22 protein-coding genes are annotated in these 20610 nt (G+C 41.7%); 17 read left to right on the forward strand and 5 right to left on the reverse strand.

Annotated elements, in window-relative coordinates; genetic code table 11:
- Positions 1-24 precede the first annotated feature (24 nt).
- From hpsE (AABK37_RS22715) to AABK37_RS22735, 5 genes are all read left to right on the forward strand, one after another.
- Entirely contained in the window at positions 25-990 is a 966-nt protein-coding gene (hpsE, locus tag AABK37_RS22715; RefSeq protein ID WP_432553794.1) for a hormogonium polysaccharide biosynthesis glycosyltransferase HpsE, read from the forward strand.
- Positions 987-1976 carry a hormogonium polysaccharide biosynthesis glycosyltransferase HpsE gene (gene hpsE, locus AABK37_RS22720; RefSeq protein WP_432553795.1) on the forward strand — a complete coding sequence of 330 codons (990 nt, stop codon included), beginning with the start codon at positions 987-989 and terminating at the stop codon, positions 1974-1976. The genes hpsE (AABK37_RS22715) and hpsE (AABK37_RS22720) overlap by 4 nt, the downstream gene beginning before the upstream one ends.
- Positions 1977-1992: 16 nt before the next feature.
- A complete protein-coding gene (locus AABK37_RS22725) occupies positions 1993-2958 on the forward strand; it encodes a glycosyltransferase (RefSeq protein ID WP_432553796.1) in 966 nt (321 codons plus the stop codon).
- 71 nt (positions 2959-3029) lie between these two features.
- Positions 3030-3563, forward strand: a complete 534-nt coding sequence (locus tag AABK37_RS22730) for a pilus assembly FimT family protein (RefSeq protein WP_432553797.1) — start codon at positions 3030-3032, stop codon at positions 3561-3563.
- 33 nt (positions 3564-3596) lie between these two features.
- Positions 3597-4235, forward strand: a complete 639-nt coding sequence (locus AABK37_RS22735) for a TIGR04282 family arsenosugar biosynthesis glycosyltransferase (RefSeq protein WP_432553798.1) — start codon at positions 3597-3599, stop codon at positions 4233-4235.
- Here AABK37_RS22735 and AABK37_RS22740 read toward each other — a convergent pair.
- Positions 4232-4372, reverse strand: a complete 141-nt coding sequence (locus AABK37_RS22740) for a hypothetical protein (protein WP_432553799.1) — start codon at positions 4370-4372, stop codon at positions 4232-4234. The two genes, AABK37_RS22735 and AABK37_RS22740, sit on opposite strands and share 4 nt — an antisense overlap.
- Positions 4373-4600: 228 nt before the next feature.
- On the opposite strand from AABK37_RS22740, the gene hpsJ-B reads away from it, so the two are divergent.
- The 9 genes from hpsJ-B (at position 4601) to AABK37_RS22785 (ending at position 13869) form a co-directional block, all read left to right on the forward strand.
- Entirely contained in the window at positions 4601-5443 is an 843-nt protein-coding gene (gene hpsJ-B, locus AABK37_RS22745) for a hormogonium polysaccharide biosynthesis protein HpsJ (protein WP_432553800.1), read from the forward strand.
- 162 nt (positions 5444-5605) lie between these two features.
- Positions 5606-6496, forward strand: a complete 891-nt coding sequence (locus tag AABK37_RS22750) for a glycosyltransferase family 2 protein (protein ID WP_432553801.1) — start codon at positions 5606-5608, stop codon at positions 6494-6496.
- A 548-nt stretch (positions 6497-7044) separates the two neighbouring features.
- Positions 7045-7818, forward strand: coding sequence for a DUF502 domain-containing protein (locus AABK37_RS22755; RefSeq protein ID WP_432553802.1), 774 nt, complete (start codon positions 7045-7047; stop codon positions 7816-7818).
- A gap of 111 nt (positions 7819-7929) precedes the next feature.
- A complete protein-coding gene (gene nusB / locus AABK37_RS22760) occupies positions 7930-8559 on the forward strand; it encodes a transcription antitermination factor NusB (RefSeq protein WP_432553803.1) in 630 nt (209 codons plus the stop codon).
- A 281-nt stretch (positions 8560-8840) separates the two neighbouring features.
- Positions 8841-10397 carry a signal recognition particle-docking protein FtsY gene (gene ftsY / locus AABK37_RS22765; RefSeq protein ID WP_432553804.1) on the forward strand — a complete coding sequence of 519 codons (1557 nt, stop codon included), beginning with the start codon at positions 8841-8843 and terminating at the stop codon, positions 10395-10397.
- Between the two features lie 141 nt (positions 10398-10538).
- On the forward strand, positions 10539-10787 hold the full coding sequence (locus AABK37_RS22770) for a DUF3850 domain-containing protein (protein ID WP_432553805.1): 249 nt from the start codon (positions 10539-10541) through the stop codon (positions 10785-10787).
- A complete protein-coding gene (locus AABK37_RS22775; protein WP_432553806.1) occupies positions 10784-10981 on the forward strand; it encodes a hypothetical protein in 198 nt (65 codons plus the stop codon). Before AABK37_RS22770 ends, AABK37_RS22775 begins: the two co-directional genes overlap by 4 nt.
- Positions 10982-10987: 6 nt before the next feature.
- Positions 10988-11188 (forward strand): hypothetical protein, encoded by a 201-nt coding sequence (locus tag AABK37_RS22780; RefSeq protein WP_432553807.1) that lies wholly within the window; start codon positions 10988-10990, stop codon positions 11186-11188.
- 1280 nt (positions 11189-12468) lie between these two features.
- Positions 12469-13869: a PP2C family protein-serine/threonine phosphatase gene (locus tag AABK37_RS22785; protein WP_432553808.1), complete on the forward strand. Its 1401-nt coding sequence runs from the start codon at positions 12469-12471 to the stop codon at positions 13867-13869.
- 133 nt (positions 13870-14002) lie between these two features.
- Here AABK37_RS22785 and AABK37_RS22790 read toward each other — a convergent pair whose 3' ends face one another.
- Positions 14003-15055 (reverse strand): DUF2278 family protein, encoded by a 1053-nt coding sequence (locus AABK37_RS22790; RefSeq protein ID WP_432553809.1) that lies wholly within the window; start codon positions 15053-15055, stop codon positions 14003-14005.
- A 323-nt stretch (positions 15056-15378) separates the two neighbouring features.
- Positions 15379-15999 carry a hypothetical protein gene (locus AABK37_RS22795; protein WP_432553810.1) on the reverse strand — a complete coding sequence of 207 codons (621 nt, stop codon included), beginning with the start codon at positions 15997-15999 and terminating at the stop codon, positions 15379-15381.
- A 201-nt stretch (positions 16000-16200) separates the two neighbouring features.
- On the opposite strand from AABK37_RS22795, the gene psbP reads away from it, so the two are divergent.
- On the forward strand, positions 16201-16746 hold the full coding sequence (gene psbP, locus AABK37_RS22800) for a photosystem II reaction center PsbP (protein ID WP_432553811.1): 546 nt from the start codon (positions 16201-16203) through the stop codon (positions 16744-16746).
- Between the two features lie 162 nt (positions 16747-16908).
- The gene (locus AABK37_RS22805; protein ID WP_432553812.1) at positions 16909-17502 is read left to right on the forward strand and encodes a Maf family protein; all 594 of its coding nucleotides are present in this window, start codon (positions 16909-16911) and stop codon (positions 17500-17502) included.
- A 130-nt stretch (positions 17503-17632) separates the two neighbouring features.
- Here the strand turns inward: AABK37_RS22805 and AABK37_RS22810 are convergent, their stop codons facing one another.
- Positions 17633-17884, reverse strand: a complete 252-nt coding sequence (locus AABK37_RS22810) for a hypothetical protein (protein ID WP_432553813.1) — start codon at positions 17882-17884, stop codon at positions 17633-17635.
- A gap of 101 nt (positions 17885-17985) precedes the next feature.
- Positions 17986-18120: a hypothetical protein gene (locus tag AABK37_RS22815; protein ID WP_432553814.1), complete on the reverse strand. Its 135-nt coding sequence runs from the start codon at positions 18118-18120 to the stop codon at positions 17986-17988.
- A 117-nt stretch (positions 18121-18237) separates the two neighbouring features.
- Here AABK37_RS22815 and AABK37_RS22820 point away from each other — a divergent pair.
- The coding region (locus tag AABK37_RS22820) for an nSTAND1 domain-containing NTPase (protein WP_432553815.1) at positions 18238-20610 on the forward strand (2373 nt) is incomplete at its 3' end.

Genomic DNA, 20610 nt, shown 5'->3' on the forward strand with positions numbered 1-20610 from the left:
TAATAGCAATACAGTTTTTGCGCTATGACTGAGTGCCTTGATTTTACAGTAGCCATCCCAACTTACAACGGTGGAAGTCGTTTACCCGAACTTTTAGAGAGACTGCAAAATCAACTTTATACCGAACAGTTATCTTGGGAAATTATTGTTGTAGATAATAACAGCACTGATAATACACGATTAGTCGTTCAGGAATATCAAGACAATTGGCAATATCCTTACCCTTTAAAGTATTGTTTTGAACCAAAACAAGGAGCAGCTTACGCCCGTAAACGCGCAGTTGAAGAAGCGTCAGGTTTATTAATCGGTTTTCTTGATGATGACAACTACCCATCAGCCATGTGGGTGCAAGCAGCTTATACTTTTGCTCAAAACCATCCCAAAGCAGGAGCTTATGGTAGCCAAATCTGGGGTGATTTTGAAGTAGAACCACCAGAAAACTTTCATAAAATAGCTTCTTTTTTAGCCATTACAGAACGAGGTAATGAACCCCATATATATCAGCCACAGATGAAAATGCTACCTCCAGGAGCAGGCTTAGTAGTCCGTAAACAAGCTTGGTGCGAAAATGTTCCGCAACAACCTGTTTTAAACCACAAAGGTAGAGAAGCTGGGTTAGCAAGTGAAGATTTAGAAGTTGTCTTACATATTCAGCTAGGTGGTTGGGAGATTTGGTATAACCCAGAAATGCACGTATATCATAAAATTCCTGCGTGGCGATTGCAAAGAGAATATTTAATTCTTGTATTTCGCTGTGTTGGTTTAAGTCGTTATCATTTACGAATGCTGAGAACAAAACCTTGGCAAAGACCCTTAGCGAGTCTGGCATACTTAGTTAATGATTTACGTAAAATTATAATTCACGCTTTAAAATATCGAGGTGCAATTAAGACTGATTTAATTGCTGCCTGTGAAAAGGAGTTACTAGTAAGCAGTTTAATTAGTCCTTTTTATTTGGCAAAAAGAAAGTTATTTAGAAATAAATTATGAATGATAATATTTTCCATTTAACTTTAGCTATTCCTACATATAATAGTGAAAAACGTTTACCTACACTTTTGGAAAAGCTGAAAAACCAGACTTTTGAAGAAAATATAAATTGGGAAATAGTTATTATTGATAACAATAGTAAAGATCGTACTGCCCTTGTAATTGAAAATTACCAAAAAACCTGGGATAGTAAAATTCCATTGAGGTACTTTTTGGAAAAACAACAAGGAGCCGCATTTGCACGACTGAGAGCCGTAAAACAAGCCAGAGGTGAGATAATCGCATTTCTAGATGATGATAATCTACCTGCATCTGATTGGGTAGCACAAGCTTATGCCTTTGGTCAAAAACATCCTCAAGCTGGTGCATGGAGCGGTCAAATACACGGTGATTTTGAAATAGAACCGCCAGAAAATTTTGAAAGAATTCAAGCTTTTATCGCTATTAGAGAACACGGAGAAAAAGAGTATTTATTCGATCCATATAATTTAAGACTTCCTACAGGTGCTGCTTTTGTCGTCCGCAAACAAGCATGGTGTAATAGTGTCAATCACGTATTGGTTTTTAAAGGTAGACTTGGTAAGTCGATGGTGGGAGGTGAAGATTTAGAACCATTGCTTTATATACACAAGGCTGGCTGGCAAATTTGGTATAACCCTGCTATGCATACCTATCATCAAATACCACATTGGCGATTAGAAAAAGATTATTTGATAAGCTTGGCTAGAGGCTGCGGTCTATGTCATTGTCAGCTACGCTTTATAAATGCCAAAACATGGCAAAAACCCATTGTGTTTGCTAGAACTTTTTTAGCAAATTTACGGCGAGTTATACGACATTTAGTTAAGTATAGAGGTCAATTAAAATATGATATAATTGCACGTTTTGAAATAGAGTTTTACCTCAGCAGTATGATAAGTCCTTTTTATTCTTTAAAATGTTATTTTGACAATAAATTTGGGAACAATAAGGTTGTAAAAACATAAGTTATCAATTTTAATTGTGCCGAAAATTTCTGTCATTATACCAGCCTATAATTGTGCCAAAACTATTAAGGAAACGATACAGTCAGTTTTAAATCAAAGTTTTACTGATTTTGAATTACTTGTAATTAATGATGGTTCAACTGATTCAACTTTAGATATTGTTTCAGAAATAGAAAACTGTCGGATAAAAATTTTTTCATATACTAATGCTGGTGGAAATGTAAGCCGTAATCGCGGCATTAATCATGCAATAGGAGAATTTATTAGTTTCTTAGATGCAGACGATATTTGGACACCTGATAAGCTAGCGAGACAGTTACAAGCTTTACAGGAAAATCTAACTTCAAAAGTTGCTTATAGTTGGACAGATTATATTGATGAAAACGGCAAATTTGTCTATTCAGGTACTCACATTAGCCATCAGGGATATGTCTATGAACAGTTATTAGTTAAAAATTTTTTAGAGAATGGCTCTAACCCATTGATTTGTAAAGATGCTCTGCACCACTGTGGTGGATTTGATGAATCTTTGGTTGCTGGTCAAGATTGGGATATGTGGTTGCGATTAGCGCGGGAATTTAATTTTGTCGCTGTACCCGAAGTGCAAATCTTATATAGAATAAGTGCAAACTCTCTGTCTTGTAATCTTGCAAGGCAGGAAAAAGCTTGTTTGCAAGTTCTTAATAAAGCATACAGTACAAGTCCTGAATCTCTACAGCATCTGAAAGCTTACAGCTTTGCAAATCTCTATAAATACCTAACATGGAAAGCTTTACAAAATCCGCTAAATCGACAAAAAGGTTTAGCAGGGGCTTTGTTTTTATGGAAGTATGTCAAAAATGATTCTTCGCGTTTACAGAGTATAAGTTTAACATTAATACTTTTCTTTAAAATAGTCGTTATTCTGATGCTACCGTCTGCTTTGTCTACGGCATTATTAGCAAGTATGAAGATACAAGCTAAGAAATTTAAAAATGCCTAGATATTTGGGGCTTTAACAATTTAATTGAATAATAAATACCCCTAGTGCATCTACCGTGTTTAGTTTATTTAATGAAAATAAATATTTTGAGAAACTCCTCTAGCAGTGGGTTTACACTGGTAGAGATGTTAGTAGTTGTGGTATTAATCGGCATATTAAGCGCGATCGCTCTCCCCAGTTGGTTAACTTTTGTAAACACTCGCTGTCTCAACGTTGCTCAAGACGAAGTTTACCGCGCCATGCGTCAGGCTCAAAGTCAAGCCAAAAAACAAAAATTAACTTGGCAAGTCAGCTTTCGCGAACAAAACAATATCGTTCAGTGGGCAGTTCATCCTGCTACCCTAAATGCATCTGTCGCTAATTGGAACAATCTAGATTCTAATATACGCTTAGATGAAGAAACAACCTTACAACAGTCAAATGGTATCAGGCAAATCCAATTTGATTATGGAGGTAATGTCACGCAACCACCGTTAGGAAGGATAACACTATCTAGTAAATATGGTGGTAAAGTCAAGCGTTGCGTCTATGTTTCTACAATTTTAGGGGCAATGCGAACGGCAAAAGAGCATACTACAGCTAAAGATGGCGATTATTGCTATTAAGATATTTTTGGTTGATTTAAAACAAGGTATTGCGTGCTAAAGTCACCAAAATACTCGAAACAGCATCTAATTATTTTTACTCGCTATCCAGAACCGGGAAAGACAAAAACTCGGCTGATACCTGCTTTGGGCAGTGTTGGTGCTGCGAATCTTCAGCGACAGATGACTGAACATACAGTATCTCAGGTTAAACAATTGCAGGCAAGCACTGCCATCTCTTTAGAAATACGGTTTGCGGGTGGTAATTTGCAATTGATGCAAGATTGGCTGGGGTCTGATTTAGTTTACCAATTACAAGGTGAAGGCGATCTGGGTTCGCGGATGATGCGATCGCTCTTAAATTCTTTTCAACAAAATGCAGAACAAGTAGTTATCATTGGTACTGATTGCCCTGGTGTAAATCCTCAGATTCTTGCAACAGCTTTTGAGCAACTGCACGTCTTTGACCTCGTGCTAGGTCCTGCGGTAGACGGTGGCTATTATTTGATTGGTTTGCAGCAGCCGTTTCCCGAATTATTGAATAATATCGATTGGGGAACTTCTCAAGTTTTATCACAGACTGTAGAGATTGCCCACAAACTTAATTTATCACTGGCTTACTTACCTACCTTAGCTGATGTTGACCGTCCAGAGGATCTGCCGATTTGGAAGAGACTAGGGAGTAGGGACTAGGGAGACAGGGAGACAGGGAGACAGGGAGACAGGGAGACAGGGGGACAAGGGGACAAGGGGACAAAAAGAATAATTCTTCTTTTCCCCATCTCCCCATCTCCTTGTCTCCCCCTCTCCTTGTCTCCTTGTCTCCCCATCCCCCCCTCTCCCCTACCCTTCCCTGGTATAGTCGAACACGAGGAATTTCCGGAAGACACCCTAAACTACAGGTGCTACTGTGGTGTAGTTTAAAATCAAGGGGTAAAAATTCAATTTAATGTATTAAATTTGCTCTGAGGTTCTAAATAACAGATAAGGTCAAGGGAACAATATTCCAGTAACTTTAAATATGACATTCACTAATATTCACTACAAGACTGAAAACTATGATTGACCGTTTGGCTACTGTGAACGCTGCCCGCACACTAAAAGTGGTTGGGACTATCTTAATTTTGTCCTTTTTGCTAGACTTTTTGATTCTGTTGTTTCCCTTCCAACCGACTGATAAAGGGTGGCAAATCGGCTTGGCAACAGCGTTAGTTGACCGAGGAATTGTGCCTATGGTTGGCTTGGGAATGCTGTTTGCCGGATATTGGATTGATAGTACTAATGATGGCGATCGCCCACAACCTGTAGATTTAAGATTTCCCGCACTGATACTATCGAGTATCTTAGGGTTGTTGTTCTTACTGATTTTTCCCTTGCACCTCAACAATGTGAATCAAGCTAAGTCTCAGACAGTAACTCGAATCACCCAGGATGCGGATCAGGCAGAAACTCAACTCAAAAGCCAGTTAACTCAATTACAAGCACAACTGGGTAACGCTCAGGTTAAGGCTCAATTAGAACAGCAAAAGAGCCAAATCAAAGCTCAGTTTACTGACTTGCTCAAAGATGAGCAAAAATATAAGCAAGCACTTGATAATCCTAACCTCCCTGCAACTCAGAAAGATTTACTCAAAAAGTTTAAGGCAAATCCCCAAGAGCTTGACAAATTTCTAGCGCAGCAAAGCGATCCTAAAGCACTTGCAGATGAAAGACTTAACCAAATTCGCCAGCGTAAGGAAGAAGCCCAAAAACAAGCTCAACAAGAAGCTTTGAAGTCTGGACTGCGGATTGGGATGAGTAGTTTGCTATTGGCTATCGGTTACATTATCATCGGCTGGACAGGATTAAGAGGTATGGGTGCTTTACAAGGTGGTGGACGTAAAAAAGCGCCGGCACGCTAATCTTTCATTTGTAGGGCAGTAAGACTGTCAACATGAAAAATAGAGACAGACTTAACTTGTAGTTAGCGCTTTAGCGCTAAAGCGCCAACTACAATGAGTCACATGTGTAGGCAGATTATGACGGCTATTTAGCAATTAGTAAAATCTTTATAAAACTAGAAAATGCTCTCAGTTTACATACTCACATATAACGAAGAGTTAGATATTGCCGCTTGTATCGAGTCAGCAATGCTATCGGATGACATTATTGTTGTAGACTCATGCAGTAGCGATCGCACTGTCGAAATAGCAAAAAACTATCCTGTACGTGTTGTTCAACACGCTTTTGAAAGCCACGGCAAACAACGTACCTGGATGCTAGAATCTATTGCCCCCAAATACGAATGGGTCTACATTCTAGAGGCTGACGAGCGCATGACACCAGAACTATTTGCTGAATGCCTCGAAGCGATGAATAATCCAGAGTATATCGGCTATTATGTCGCTGAACGTGTCATGTTCATGAATCGTTGGATTCGCTACAGCACCCAATATCCCCGTTACCAACTGCGGCTGTTCCGTCATGGTAAAGTTTGGTTTGACGACTACGGTCATACTGAACGCGAAGTTTGTGATGGCGCAACCAGCTTTTTAAAAGAAACTTACCCCCACTATACTTGTAGCAAAGGCTTGACCCGCTGGATAGAAAAGCACAATCGTTACTCTACAGATGAAGCTAAAGAAACCTTGTATCAACTAGAACACGGCAACGTTAACTGGCGAAGTTTGTTTTTTGGTAAGTCAGAAGTCGAAAAACGCCGCGCTTTAAAAGATTTGTCTTTGCGTTTACCTGCTCGACCGCTGTTACGCTTTTTGTATATGTATTTTATTTTGGGCGGTTGCTTGGACGGACGTGCCGGCACTGCTTGGTGTACACTACAAGCATTCTACGAATATCTAATTTTGCTGAAAGTTTGGGAAATGAAGCACATGCCGAAACCCCCTTCAGATATAGAAGCAGCTATAGGCGAGAATAGTGCTGAGATCACAGCGCCTGAAAAACTATCCATTTAATTGATTATCGGGAATAGGAAAGAAAATTATTTCCTATTCCCTAATAATGTTAAATTTATTATAAATTAAGATTTTTAACATAACTTTTTATCTTCTACCGTCGTGGCGATGTAAGACTGACTCACATGCGCTAAACAGAACAATAACGCTGAAGAAATAAAGCTTTCAGAATTATGGGCAGCTTTTTAGCTAGCGCGGTAGGATCAATAAAAGCCTAAAAGACTTGCAACAATCATTTACAAGTCTGACAAAGAAAAGTAACAGCGTCTGAGAATAACCAGCCATCATTCTGGTTGGTACATGTCCATATGGACTAAAACTGAGGTTTACTCAAAATCAGAACTTCAGGCTGTTTGGGCTTGCATCGCGTCAAATCCCATTGAGTAAAAACTAGTATAGGTCGGCAGAAATAACTAGACAGTTATAGATAAGCCAAAAGGTAGATGATATATATATTATTCGCTTCTGCCTTCTTCTAGTAGGGATTTACAGCAGCATATCCTGCACAGGATAGCAAACTACAGTAGTGCAATTTGACGATGCTGGTTATGAATACCAATAACAGAAGTTCCAATAACCTAAAAAAGGAGAATAGGGGCTTGTTAATCGATCGCCTAAAGCAGGACTTAAAAAATGACCTGATTGCTGGTTTGTTGGTAGTGATTCCCCTAGCGACAACCATCTGGCTAACGATTACCATTGCCAGTTGGGTAATCAACTTTCTCACCCAAATTCCTAAACAACTAAATCCCTTCGATGGGATGCATCCTATTGTAGTAAATCTACTGAATCTTTTAGTTGGTCTGGCAGTACCGCTATTCAGTATTCTCTTGATTGGCTTAATGGCTCGGAATATTGCTGGGCGGTGGTTATTAGATTTTGGCGAACGAGTATTGCAGGCGATTCCCTTAGCTGGACAGGTGTATAAAACCCTGAAACAGCTTTTAGAAACATTATTAAAAGATACTAATGGTAAGTTTCGCCGCGTAATTTTGGTAGAATATCCGCGCCGGGGAATGTGGGCGATCGGCTTCGTCACTGGCACAATTAGCAGTGAGATTCAATCTCAAATGTCTCGCCCAGTGTTAAGCGTTTTTATCCCCACCACTCCAAATCCGACTACTGGATGGTATGCAGTACTTCCGGAAGATGAGGTAGTAAATCTATCAATCTCGATAGAAGATGCCTTTAAAATAATTGTTTCTGGTGGCATTGTCGCTCCAAATACGCCCTTACCTCCCTTAGTTATCGCCAAAGACCGCAAACTGGAAGCGCCACAAACTGAAACAAAACGGCAGATTATACCTCTAGAAGAGACTTAAAATTGTACAGCTGTACGCGAGAGAAACTGTTTGCCAGTTTCACCACCGTGTAGTTGCCAATTCGCAGCCAACCAAAATTAATTCAATTTTCACATACTTAGATACACTTTTATGCAACCCCGTAAACCCCGTCAAATTGCTCGTGAATTGGCGCTTTTAAGTCTTAGTCAGATGCCAATTAACCCCAAAAAATTGACAGAAGCACAACTACCTAAGTTAGTGCTAGCCGCAGTACGTACCCTGACATTAGAAGTGCAAGACTCTCTAGATAATGCTGCTGGGGAATTACAACGCAGTAACGATCGCCTTTTAAGCAGCCAAACTCGCACCACTGATGTCAATACTGCCAGAACTATGGTCAAAGAGGCAATCGAATATACCCAAACGGCAATTAATCAACTAGGCACCGCGATTGAGTTTCCAGAACTGATTCAGCTAGCTAACCAAGATAAAGATGTTGCCAGATACGCGATTGAAATTGTCAAAACAGTCAATGAAGAACGAAAAGCGATCGATCAATTACTCTCCGACGCTTTGGTAGATTGGCAAGTAACTCGTCTGGCTCAAATCGACCGCGATATTTTGCGAATCGCTGTGGCTGAAATGGAATTTTTAGGAGTTCCAGACAGCGTGACAATCGACGAAGCAGTAGAGTTAGCCAAACGCTACAGCGGAGACGACGGTCATCGATTTATCAACGGTGTTCTGCGTCGATTCACTGACCAGAAAAAAACTGCGTAACGTTTGATAACTTTAATATCGCGGTTATGAGATTGCTTGTTTAAAGGCATTAAGGCGATCGCGCAGTGCTGGCAACGCTGCGCGGTTTTGAGTTGATGAGGATAACCTGGGGTGAAAACCCCAGCATAAGTGAGGATATCCAGAGTTTAAAATTTTATGAAAGCGTGAGAAGTTAAATTAAACTCATAACTCCCGTACAGACGTTCCATTGGAACGTCTCTACATAAGTACAGACGTTCCATTGGAACGTCTCTACATAACTCATAACACTTATAGCTGCAATGGTTTTTAATTGGTTCCGTCGTCAAAATAACAATCCTGTTAACACCCCCGCTCAAGAAAAACAAACAGAAACTCCTTCTACACAAGAATCTCAAACAGAGTCAGTCGAAACCTCAAGCAACGATGCACCCGCAGCAGCGACAGACTTGTTAGCATACGCTAAATCCGCTTACAAAAACATCCAGCAAAAGCAACAAGCGTCAGAAGTAGAAACTCCTTCTGTTGAAGTCACAGAAGCGCCACACGTAGAAACTGCACCACCAGAAGAGCCAGATCCTGAACAGCTACCAGATGAAACAACTGCTGATGAGCCAGATCCGGAAAATATAGATAGCACTGCGACTGAGGCAGAAGTAACACCCAGCGAAGCACTTGCTACTTTAGAGGATGCACAACCCACACCGCCAACAACTTTATCCTTTTTAGAACGGGCAGCGGCAGAAAGGCAAGCAAAACAGGAACGATTGATAGCAAGTGCAATTGAAGTACCAGAAACCGAGGTAGTACAGCCAGCTACACCAGAGATAGTAGAGGAAATCCCCGGACTTGCCTTTGATGATGGATTTGTGTGGTCTACAGAAGTTTTGGCGGCGCAAGGTAGGCGTGCGGAGGATGTTTCGATTGAAGAAATTAACTGGCTGAAAAAGCTGCGACAAGGCTTAGACAAAACTCGTCGCGGTATTGTTAACCAACTGAAGGCGATTGTCGGTCAAGGACCGCTAAATCAAGCAGCAGTCGATGAAATTGAATCGTTGCTGTTGCAAGCAGATGTGGGTGTGGAAGCGACAGACTATATTATCAAAGCGTTACAGAAACAGCTACGAGAAGAAGTTACTCCACCAGATAAGGCGATCGCCTATCTGAAAACTATCCTCCGGGATATGCTGGATGCGCCACTCAAAACATCCTACAAACCTAATTTTACTCCAGAAAAAGAAAATCTTAATATTTGGTTAATAACTGGGGTAAATGGCGCTGGTAAAACCACTACCATCGGCAAAATCGCTCACTTGGCACAAAAATCTGGCTATAAATGCTTGATTGGTGCGGCAGATACATTCCGCGCTGCTGCTGTGGAACAAGTGAAGGTTTGGGGTAGCAGAAGCGGTGTAGAAGTAATTGCCAATCCTGGTCAGAATACAGATCCAGCAGCCGTTGTATTTGATGCGATCGCCGCAGCACAAGCACGAGAAACAGAATTACTTCTCGTCGATACCGCAGGACGACTGCAAAACAAGAAAAACTTGATGGATGAACTTAGTAAAATCAGGCGAATTATCGATAGAAAAGCCCCGAACGCAAAAGTAGAATCACTGTTAGTTCTTGATGCCACTTTAGGTCAAAATGGATTGCGGCAAGCCGAAGTCTTTTCTCAAGCTGCCCAACTCAGTGGTGTAGTCTTAACTAAGCTTGATGGTACTGCTAAAGGAGGTGTCGCCCTCGCCGTCGTGCAGCAATTAGGTTTACCGATTCGCTTTATTGGTGCTGGAGAAGGAATTGAAGACCTACGTCCGTTTTCTAGCTACGAGTTTGTCGAAGCTTTATTGAGTGGTTAGATCAACAGACTGGAGACTAGGGGCAAAAGCGAAAACACGCCCTAGTCCCTTATTGATAATTTTTATTTTCAAAGTAATAAATTTACTCTCACAGAGCTAAGTCAGGCTATGTTTAGGCTTAGAAATTTATAAAGTCCCGTTATGAGTAAAACATACGAATTAAAAACTTGGAAACCATTTTTTGAGGCTGTAATTAACAAAGATAAAACTTTTGAAATGAGAAAAGATGACAGAGGTTTTGAAGTCGGTGATAATCTCCGATTGATTGAAGTTGAGGCCGATAAAGATTTACAGCCAACTGGAAGAGTAGCAAAATATAGAGTCACCTACATCTTGAGAGGTGAACAATGGGGAGTAATGCCCGAATACACAATTTCGGCAATTAAATGAAACAAACAACACTTGACGCATTGTCGCGGGTATATGTAAAACTTGAAGAAATAACAACAGAACTATACAACCTAGCTGATAATGCTGTAGACCAGGGAGATTTTGACGACGCTAGCTTACTCCAAGCTAGAGCAAATATACTTTATGAACAAATGGAGAATATAGACATTGTAATTTCAGAATTAGGGGGTTAACCTAAAATGCTATCAACCGTAGAGCATGAAGAACTGAAAGCCAAAATCAAACAATTCAGCCACCAAGCTGCTGAATTAAGCAATCAGTCTGTAAAAATTTCTAAGGTGAATCGCAAAGAAGGACTTGATTTAATGCGACAAGCCAGAGATGCTAGTATCCAATGTCAAGCATTGATACAAGAGTTGAAAAAACAACAAGTAGCTTAATTATTGGATAACTTTTAGTAATAGCCTGTTAATCGCAACAAAGTGGTTAGCAGGCTATGAAAGTCAATCGGCACGGTAGGGGTGATGCCACAAAGTGGTTAGCAGGCTATGAAAGTCAATCGGCACGGTAGGGGTGATGCCACTTCGGGAGTCGGAAGGCAATACATTGGCGAAATTGGTAAATTGCGCTCTTCAGATTACCGAAAGAATTTCTCGGCTCACGCACTCGTCAAGCCGCTTTCTCCGTGCGGGGGTGGAGGAGTGAGGAGCGCTAAAAAAGTTGCGGAGAAACACGACCGTTGTAGCACAGCTACGTGCGACTGGCGTGCAAAGACGAGGACACTTCTGTGGGCGGCAATGCCCTCCTTGAGGAATGTGTCCCTTGCAAAGAGGGAAAATTATAGGTAATCTTAGACCGGGAAGGCGTAACTCCTAATCGAAGTAGGACTTACGGACTTGGTGTTATCAATTGAATTAAGTCAGAACAAAAAATCGGCTTTCTTCGTAAGTCCTAAAATTATTAATTCGTCACAACAGTGCTAAAATCTGACACTAATGCCGTCTTTCTCGAACGCTACAAGGGTTTTACGCTATGAAAGCACACCTGAAGTGAATTGGCATAACTAAGGTGGAGCAATACTTTTATATGTATTACCCGTGTCTGCTTGAAAAAACGTCACTGAATATTCTCTGTCCAATATTTATAGATTTGAAGTGTGTTGCTTAAACTAAAACACCATTACTAATTTATAGGTTAAAGGTCTTGTGCTATGCTTTTTCTGGCTTTTGTTTCCTAAGCCTGTAGATTTGTAGTCAAGAAAGTAGGATGAATATTATTTACATAACTTAAACTTGGAAGAAAGCGTAAGTATATCTGCTCCAGAGTGCCTGACCCATGAGGTTCTAAGCCCCCTAACCCCCAAACCCCCAGTCTCAACACTGACTCGGAGAGCGTAAAAATTTATCTGTATACCCAGGTATTTTCTCTATCTCAAGATATATGACTTGGTTATTAAGTTATGAAAAAATTGAAAGCTTTCTAGGATCTAAGAGAAATTGCTGTCAATATGAGTCTCTTTTTGACCAAAAAACTTACTTAAAACTTCTGTTTTGACGAATAAATACAATCAGCAAATGCAATACTTGTTAAATTGACATCTTACGTCTTTCTACTCTTGCTAAATTGACAAACCTTGTTTCAATATGGTTTAGCAATTGCCTTTGCCTGCATGATTTATAAATAATCTAATTCGGTTTTTCAGTTAAGTGAAATAATAGCTGTGCCTGTGTCTCAACTGCCCTCTCAACCAACTGATAGTAATAGTAGTGCCGCAACGGATGTCACTCCGGTTGTAGCGCTAAAAGAACTCGTGGCACGGCTGCACCGAGAACAAAACAAAATTCAAGATTTGTTAAGTTCTTTAGGATTTGCTCTGAGAAGCTTCAATAATTTGAATCAGTTTTTAGAGCTAATTCCGTTGATGGCGACACGAGTAACAGATGCAGATGGTAGTGCTCTGTTTCTCTATAAACCTAATGGTCAAGTTCGATTGGAGCAGTTGCATTGGCAGGATAGTCACCAGCGCAAACATATTCGCAAAGCGCTAGAAACCGCTACCAGTCAAATCACACTTCTGCCAAATACGGCACCTTTGGCAAACGCTACGGGTGTTTTGGATGCCCAGATGCATCGCTACTTAGGACCAGATATGCAAATATTTGGTACGGCAATTCTGGTGAAACATGCAGAACGGGGATGGCTGTATGTCTTGAGTCGCGATCCGGAATATAGCTGGACGGAAACTAGACAAAAATTAGTCCGGTTAGTGGCAGACCAAACAGCAGTAGCGATTGAAAACGATGAACTGGCTGTAGAATTACGAAAAAAAGAACGCTTAGATCAAGAACTAGAAATTGGTGCGGAAATTCAACGCCGGCTTTTACCTCGTCAATGTCCCTCAATTCCCGGTATAGCTTTGGCAGCGCGTTGTAAACCGGCAAATCGTGTCGGCGGAGACTATTATGATTTTATTCCTACCAAGCAGAATCAGTTTCAGTTAAATAGTAAAGATACTATCAGCTTAGAAACTGGGCGTTGGGGTTTTGTAATTGGTGATGTCATGGGCAAAGGTGTCCCGGCTGGGTTAATTATGACCATGATGCGGGGAATGCTACGAGGAGAAGTACTACACGGTAATTCACCAGCAGCAATTCTCCAAAATTTAAATCAAGTCATGTATGCGGATTTGGAAAATTCCCATCGTTTTGTGACACTGTTTTACTCAGAATACGACCCCCAAAACCGAATTTTATCTTATAGCAATGCAGCACATAATCCTCCTTTGTGGTGGCACGCAGCTACAAAAACTGTGACACGTTTGGATACATTGGGTATGTTGATTGGTTTGGATACTAACAGCGAATATGAAGATGCTCAGGCACAGTTAGAACCTGGAGATACAATTATTTACTATACAGATGGTTTGACTGAGGCGGCTTCTGCGGGAGGCGATCGCTTCGATGAAGAAAACTTTGTCGATGCCTTTAATTTGGCTTGCAGGCATTGCAATGGACCGCAGGAGATTCTCGATTACCTGTTTAACCAAGTTTATCAATTCATCGGTGCTGATAAACAAAACACCGATGATATGACGTTGGTGGTGTTGCAAGTTAATGGATAGTGGATAGTCGATAGTGGATATTGGATAGTGGATAGTGGATATTGGATAGTCGGTAGTGGAAGCATGGTTAAAACTAACAACTAACAACTAATAACTAACAACTAACAAGTATCAACCAACAACTATCAACTAATCAAAACACAATCGTCCATCCCTGGTCTTTGGCATCTTCTTTAGTATAAGAAACACCGTCAACTTTAATACCTTCTGGATTGAGAATGGTGATAATTCCACCATCATTAGAAAGCTGAATTTTTTCTTTATCTAAAGGCACTGTAACAAATGCATTCGGCTCAATTTTTAATTGAGTGAGAGGTTGTTTTTGTTTCAGTTTATTAGTAAGTGTCCAACCGCTTAAGTCTATTTGTTCGGTTGAGGAATTGATTAAAGTAACTGACTCCTTTCCTGAATCTTCTCCTAAAGGATTTACTAAAGCAGCAACGATTTTTACTCGTGCCTTCACTGCTGGAGTGTTGGGATCTGGTGGTTCAGTTCCTACTTTCTTATCTATTGGATTTCCTGTGCTATCGTCTGTGTGGAAGGACTGCGATTGAAATGCAAAAAATGCTCCTACCCAGTTTTCTTGGGATGCGATCGCACTCGAAAAATGAATCAACAATGCCCCATCTTGATAAACTCCATTTTCCTTGGCAAAGCTTCCGCTGTTGCCTTGATTCATGTGAATATTATGAATGCCTCTCCCTGGTTCAAAGCCGAATATCTTGTCAGGCTTAGTTTCTGGTTTTTCGACTCCCCACGGTTCCCCGAATACGTAGATAGCTGCTTTTGTCTCAATTGCCCTTTGAATATATGAGTCAATCAGTTCGTTGAGATCGTTGTTTTCTCCTGGTAAGTTGAAGGGCAAAGGCTTCATATCAGTGACTTTAAATAAATTTGCTCTGATGTAGTCCAGGGCAATTCCTCCAGCTTTTCTATCTGTCTCGGCAATCTTCGTAAAGCCAAAGTCCAATTTATTGAGTTTGTCGGTGATGTAATGTTCAAAGTTGTTCTCGACAAGATACAACAAATCAAAAGGTTTTTGACTTGATCTAACATTGATTGCAAGGCGATAGGAAAACTTACCGTCATTTACATGAACTTGATAGTGTGGGGTATCTGTGCCAAGTTCTATTTTGCCAGCGATCGCCTGACACTTTAACACACCATAACCTTGGTCTAAATTCATTGGACTTTCTCCTTTTTAATTAAATTAATCGAAATTAATTTGCAAGACAAATGCAATTACAGCAGCCAGCGAGAAAGCTTGGAAATGCGTGACTCCAAAAGGCGAATCGCGGTATTTTTTTAGTCAGCTATTCGCCAGAGCAACAGCCGCGAATAGTATAACGTTTTACTCTTAACTTTTCCCTAAGCTTTTCTAAAAGGTGGTGCTAAGTAATTGTTATTTACTTTCAGTAGCAATGATTACGACGTTCTTATACAAGATAGCTTAGTATTATGAGGCACGGTAGTACCCATGAGGGTGGTTTTGACATGGCAGGTAAACAGTCACCTACAAACAAGTTCTAGCCAACTGGGATAAGCGAAAGAATCCGCAGCCAGCAACTTTGACTCGCGATAAGTCTTAAATATCCAACTAGCTGTTTTTTGAAGATTATCCATCAAACAAGCTTCTTCGCCGCTAGCTTCAAACGCTAAACTCCACCAATAATTCTCCCGAATCAGTAGACGGGTGAGTTCTACACTACAACCGTTGTCGATACGTTCATTAGCTGAAACAGGTTGCGGTGGAAACTCTGGGACAATTTGGTAAAGTTGCGAATAACGAAATTTTTGCACACTCACCCACGAAGGAGTATCTACAACCGTTGTTTTCCGAAAACTTTCTTTTGTAGAATCTTCACACAGCCACTTGCCCCATTTTTCGGCTTTACCTTCTACAGAGTCGCCAAAACGGATTATCCCTAATTCTGATTTGCGCCATTTGACTTCTAGTCGTCCTTGCCGGAGTTTGATTCCCAAAAAGTCAGATGGTGAGTACAAATATACATCTTCTCGTTCTTCTGGTGACTGCAAAGAGTCAAGGAGACAATTTTGTTTGAACCAAAGTTCAATGTCTTCCGGTATACTACCAGGGTAAAACCAACGTAGTTCGTTACTTATCAGCATAATTTGTTTCGTTGGTGGGAGCGTGGTTAGTTGTTGGTGGTTAGTTGTTGGTGGTTAGTTGTTGGTTGACGGTTAACAGTTATCAACTATCCACTAACTACTAACCTCTCCCCCTCTCCTAAATGTCCCTGTTGATGGGAGAATGAAAACGGTAAATTTAGCGTGCCTTGTATTGCTTCCAGCCCAAAGGAATCTGTAGAAATGTGGAAACGAATTGTATTGGTTTTGCTATTGGTATTTAGCTTTAGCTTGAGTAATTCTGGTGTAGCGGTTGCGGCTGGACTCAACAGCTTTGTAGACACTACTGATGGCTATCAGTTCTTATATCCTAACGGTTGGGTGCAAGTTAAAGTTGCCAACGGACCGGATGTTGTGTTTCACGATTTGATTCAGGTGACTGAAAATGTTTCTGTGGTGATTAGTCCGGTTCCTGATAACAAAACTTTGACAGAATTGGGCACGCCTGGAGAAGTAGGATATAAGTTGTCAAAAAATGCGATCGCTCCTCCTGACTCTGGTCGCAAAGCCGAATTAGTCAACGCCGGACAACGAGAGTCTGATGGTAAAACTTACTACTTGTTAGAGTATGAGGTTCAACTCCCCAATAACAAAAAACGGCATAACCTTGCCAGTGTAGCTGTTAGCCGAGGTAAACTTTTTACCTTTAACGCCTCCGTCACCGAAAACCGTTGGCAGAAAGTTAAACAAATAATAGAAGGCTGTGTAAATTCTTTTTCTGTATATTAGGGACTGGGGAGCTGGGGGAGCTGGGGGACAAGGGGGACAAGGAGGACAAGGGGGACAAGGAAAGTTCCAAATTTAATACTTTCCCACTCCCCCTTTCCCACTCCCCCCCAGCTCCCCCAGCTCCCCCAGCTCCCCCAGCTCCCCCAGCTCCCCCTCTTTCCTATGGGTATTCCCACTTTCATACTCGCCTCTGCTTCCCCGGCGCGACGCCGTTTGTTGCAAACTGTTGGAATTGAGCCGACTGTTTGCGTCAGTGATTTTGATGAGTCACAAATTGACGAGAGTAATCCTCGACAATTGGTGCAAATTCTTGCTCAGTGTAAAGCGGAAACTGTAATGCCTCAGTTTGCATCAGGTTTGATAATGGGTTGTGATTCGGTTTTGGCTCTTAATGGTGAGATTCATGGTAAACCAGCAAACGCTTCTGAAGCGATCGCTCGTTGGCAAATTATGCGAGGTAATTTTGGCGATTTGTATACTGGTCATGCTTTGATTGACTTAGACCAAAAGCGGACTTTAGTCAAGTGTCAGGTAACAAGAGTTTATTTTGGGGAAATGAGCGATCACGCGATCGCTGCTTATGTTGCTACAGGTGAACCGCTCAAGTGTGCCGGTGCTTTTGCCCTTGAGGGTTTTGGTAGTTTATTTGTCGAAAAAATCGAAGGGTGTCACAGTAACGTGATTGGTTTGAGTTTACCTCTGCTGCGGCATATGTTGGCGGAACTGGGGTACGAGGTTACTGATTTTTGGCGATAGCCCTCAGGCTAGAAGCCTGGGGCTATACGAACAAAGCCCGCCTGCGCGGGCTAATTAAGCGTATATTTATAGACAATTGGTACAACCACTAACTACTAACTACGTACAGACGCGATTAATCGCGTCTCTACTAATAACTAAATTGCCTGGTATTGAGTAACTCTTCCCCGTGATCGGGAATCCAGGCTAGCCATTCGTCTTCTGTAACCTGACACAATAACAGTGCTTCGTCAAAACTAAAGGTACTGGGAAGTTCCAAAAGCTTTACCCAAGTAGAAGCTTGCAACTTCTGCTGCGAATTGGGGTAAGACTTAGTTGATCCATCTAGATTCTGTCTTTGCCCTGCTACGCTAAAACCTAGTTTACGGGAATCTAGTTTCATGGCTTTGTGTTCCCTTTATACTCATCGATTAATTTGAAAATATTTCTGTAACCTAGGTTACAAAATAATAAATACTGTTGCAAATAGGCTGTCTTATAACTTTACGTTTGGTGAGATGGTGAGAGCGATGTCGGGACGACAACGCTTTGCGATCGCAATAAAATTACTTTGGAATAGGTAATATCATGTCCGCAACCGTCGTAGAGACGTTCCGTCAGATCGTAGAGACGTTCCAATGGAACGTCTCTACAAAGGGCAATAATAAAATTACTCTATCTGTAAAGACTAGATAAGCTGTTGTAGTGGTACTGGTGATAGTACGGACTTGTACAAACCATTACACTTATTCTCTGATGAATAATAAAGCGGGTGTCCAAACAATTTTACTGTTGGCAGCTAATCCCAGAGATACTTCTAAGCTGCAACTTGATGTAGAGGTGCGGGAAATTGATGAGGGATTGCAACGAGCGAATAAGCGGGAACAGTTTAAATTGAAGCAAAAGTGGGCAGTGCGATCGCGTGATTTTTACCGTGCTATTCTCGACACTCAACCGCAGATTGTTCACTTTTGCGGACACGGGACTGCTGAGGATGGAATTATCCTGGAAAATGAGATGAAGCAGACGGTGTATGTACAAGCTGACGCGCTGGCAAGTATGTTTAAGCTGTTTGCTAAAAAGGGTGTGGAGTGTGTTGTTCTCAATGCTTGTTATTCAGAAGTGCAAGCAGAGGCTATTAGCCAATATGTAAAATATGTCATTGGCATGAATAAAGCTGTGGGTGATAAAGCAGCTGTTGCCTTTGCTGTAGCATTTTACGATGCGCTCGGTGCTGGGGAAGATGTGGAGTTTGCCTATGAGTTAGGCTGCTCTCAGATGATAGGTTTTATGGAGCAGCAAACTCCGGTTCTGAAGAAAAATCAGTTAACTGATGTCTCGACTACTTTTGAAACAGAAGTTATTCCACCCAACCCTTACCAGGGATTGTCTGCTTTTGGGGAAGAGGATGCAGCTTTCTTTTTTGGACGGGAGACTTTTGTGAATGAGTTAGTTCAGACGACTCGCAAACAGCCTTTGGTAGGTGTGGTTGGTCCGAGTGGTAGTGGTAAATCTTCTATCGTGTTTGCGGGATTGATTCCTCAGTTGCGAAGTGAGGGAAACTGGCTGATTTCATCTTTCCGTCCTGGTAATCAACCATTTTATCAGTTGGCTTGTGCGTTGGTGCGTTTATTAGAGCCAGAACAGAGTGAAACTGGACTACTGCGAGAAGCGGCGGGACTGGCAGGTGATATGCAACAGGGTAGAATTACTTTGCAGCAAGTAGCGTCTCGCATCAAAGAACGCAATGGTGGTAAACGTCTGTTATTAGTTGCAGACCAATTTGAAGAACTTTATACTCTTTGCCAGAAGGAAGAACAAGAAGGCTTTGCTGATGCAATGCTAGCTGCTATTTCTCCAGAAATGACACTGGTTTTCACCTTACGAGCTGACTTTTATGGCTATGTGCTTTCGTACCGTCCGTTTCGGGATGCGTTGCAGCAGTTTACACCTCAGTTGCTGAGTTCGATGAAACCAAAGGAACTAGAAGCAGCGATCGCACTACCGGCACAAAAGCTAGAGGTGCAATTAGAAGCGCAACTGACGCAACGAATTTTGGATGATGTGGGACAAGAACCGGGTAATTTGCCTTTGTTGGAATTTGCTTTAACTCGACTGTGGGAAAAGCAAGAAAATCGGGTGTTAACTCACAAAGCATACGATGAAATTGGCGGAGTTAAGAAGGCGATCGCTAATCATGCAGAACAAGTTTATCAACAACTTAGTGAAACACAGCAAAAACAGGCACAGCGAATTTTTGTGCAATTAGTGCGTCCTGGGGAGGGAACCGAGGATACTCGACGCATCGCGACTCGTGCGGAGGTTGGGGAAGATAATTGGGGCTTGGTGAGTTATTTAGCGGGATATCAAGCGCGGTTGGTGGTGACGGGGGGAGGGAAGGCAGGGGAGGCAGGGGAAGCAGGGGAAGCAGGGGAGGTTTCTTTCGCAGAAGATACGGTAGAGGTGGTGCATGAAGCACTGATTCGGGAATGGGGAACTTTGCGAGAGTGGATGAATGCTAACCGTCAGTTTCGCACTTGGCAAGAAAGGTTAAAGGTAGGATTACGAGAATGGAAAAATAGCAACCATGATTCTGGGGCTTTGTTGCGTGGTGTGCCGTTGACTGTGGGAGAAGATTGGTTGCACAACCGTGCGGAGGAAATGACGCAGGAAGAGCGAGATTTTATTCAAGTTAGCGGACAACAACGGGATAGGGAGAAGCAGCAAGAGAAACGCAGACGGCAACAAACTATTTTTGGCTTGACTGGTGGTTTTGTCGGTGCTTTGATGTTGGCTGGCTTTGGCTTTTGGCAATTGCAGCAAGCACAAAAAAATCAGCTTGGTCAAATTGAGGCTCTGGCTAATTATTCCAATGAACTTTTCAATCAAGGCAAAAACTTTGATGCCCTCATCGAAGCTTTACGTTCTGCAAAACCACTGCGCTCAAAAGATAATCCTCCTGTACAAGTTGTAGCTACGTTGCTCAACGCTGTTTATAATGTCAAAGAACGCAACCGCTTGCAAGAGCATAGCAACTCGGTCAGGAGCGTCGCTTTTAGCCCCGATGGCAAAACCTTGGCTTCTGGCAGTGATGACAACACCATCAAACTCTGGGATGTGGCTACAGGC

The organism is Tolypothrix sp. VBCCA 56010, assembly GCF_050875635.1.
Lineage (GTDB): Bacteria > Cyanobacteriota > Cyanobacteriia > Cyanobacteriales > Nostocaceae > Hassallia.

Bases quoted from the DNA above. Each gene is read 5' to 3' on its own strand.
- AABK37_RS22790 (WP_432553809.1), bottom strand. From the start codon at position 15,055: ATGAATTTAGACCAAGGTTATGGTGTGTTAAAGTGTCAGGCGATCGCT.
- AABK37_RS22780 (WP_432553807.1), top strand. From the start codon at position 10,988: ATGCTATCAACCGTAGAGCATGAAGAACTGAAAGCCAAAATCAAACAA.
- AABK37_RS22805 (WP_432553812.1), top strand. From the start codon at position 16,909: ATGGGTATTCCCACTTTCATACTCGCCTCTGCTTCCCCGGCGCGACGC.
- psbP (WP_432553811.1), top strand. From the start codon at position 16,201: ATGTGGAAACGAATTGTATTGGTTTTGCTATTGGTATTTAGCTTTAGC.
- AABK37_RS22740 (WP_432553799.1), bottom strand. From the start codon at position 4,372: ATGGGGAGACAAGGAGACAAGGAGAGGGGGAGACAAGGAGATGGGGAG.
- AABK37_RS22810 (WP_432553813.1), bottom strand. From the start codon at position 17,884: ATGAAACTAGATTCCCGTAAACTAGGTTTTAGCGTAGCAGGGCAAAGA.
- AABK37_RS22775 (WP_432553806.1), top strand. From the start codon at position 10,784: ATGAAACAAACAACACTTGACGCATTGTCGCGGGTATATGTAAAACTT.
- nusB (WP_432553803.1), top strand. From the start codon at position 7,930: ATGCAACCCCGTAAACCCCGTCAAATTGCTCGTGAATTGGCGCTTTTA.
- AABK37_RS22770 (WP_432553805.1), top strand. From the start codon at position 10,539: ATGAGTAAAACATACGAATTAAAAACTTGGAAACCATTTTTTGAGGCT.
- AABK37_RS22755 (WP_432553802.1), top strand. From the start codon at position 7,045: ATGAATACCAATAACAGAAGTTCCAATAACCTAAAAAAGGAGAATAGG.
- hpsE (WP_432553795.1), top strand. From the start codon at position 987: ATGAATGATAATATTTTCCATTTAACTTTAGCTATTCCTACATATAAT.
- AABK37_RS22750 (WP_432553801.1), top strand. From the start codon at position 5,606: ATGCTCTCAGTTTACATACTCACATATAACGAAGAGTTAGATATTGCC.
- hpsE (WP_432553794.1), top strand. From the start codon at position 25: ATGACTGAGTGCCTTGATTTTACAGTAGCCATCCCAACTTACAACGGT.
- AABK37_RS22795 (WP_432553810.1), bottom strand. From the start codon at position 15,999: ATGCTGATAAGTAACGAACTACGTTGGTTTTACCCTGGTAGTATACCG.
- AABK37_RS22730 (WP_432553797.1), top strand. From the start codon at position 3,030: ATGAAAATAAATATTTTGAGAAACTCCTCTAGCAGTGGGTTTACACTG.
- ftsY (WP_432553804.1), top strand. From the start codon at position 8,841: ATGGTTTTTAATTGGTTCCGTCGTCAAAATAACAATCCTGTTAACACC.
- hpsJ-B (WP_432553800.1), top strand. From the start codon at position 4,601: ATGATTGACCGTTTGGCTACTGTGAACGCTGCCCGCACACTAAAAGTG.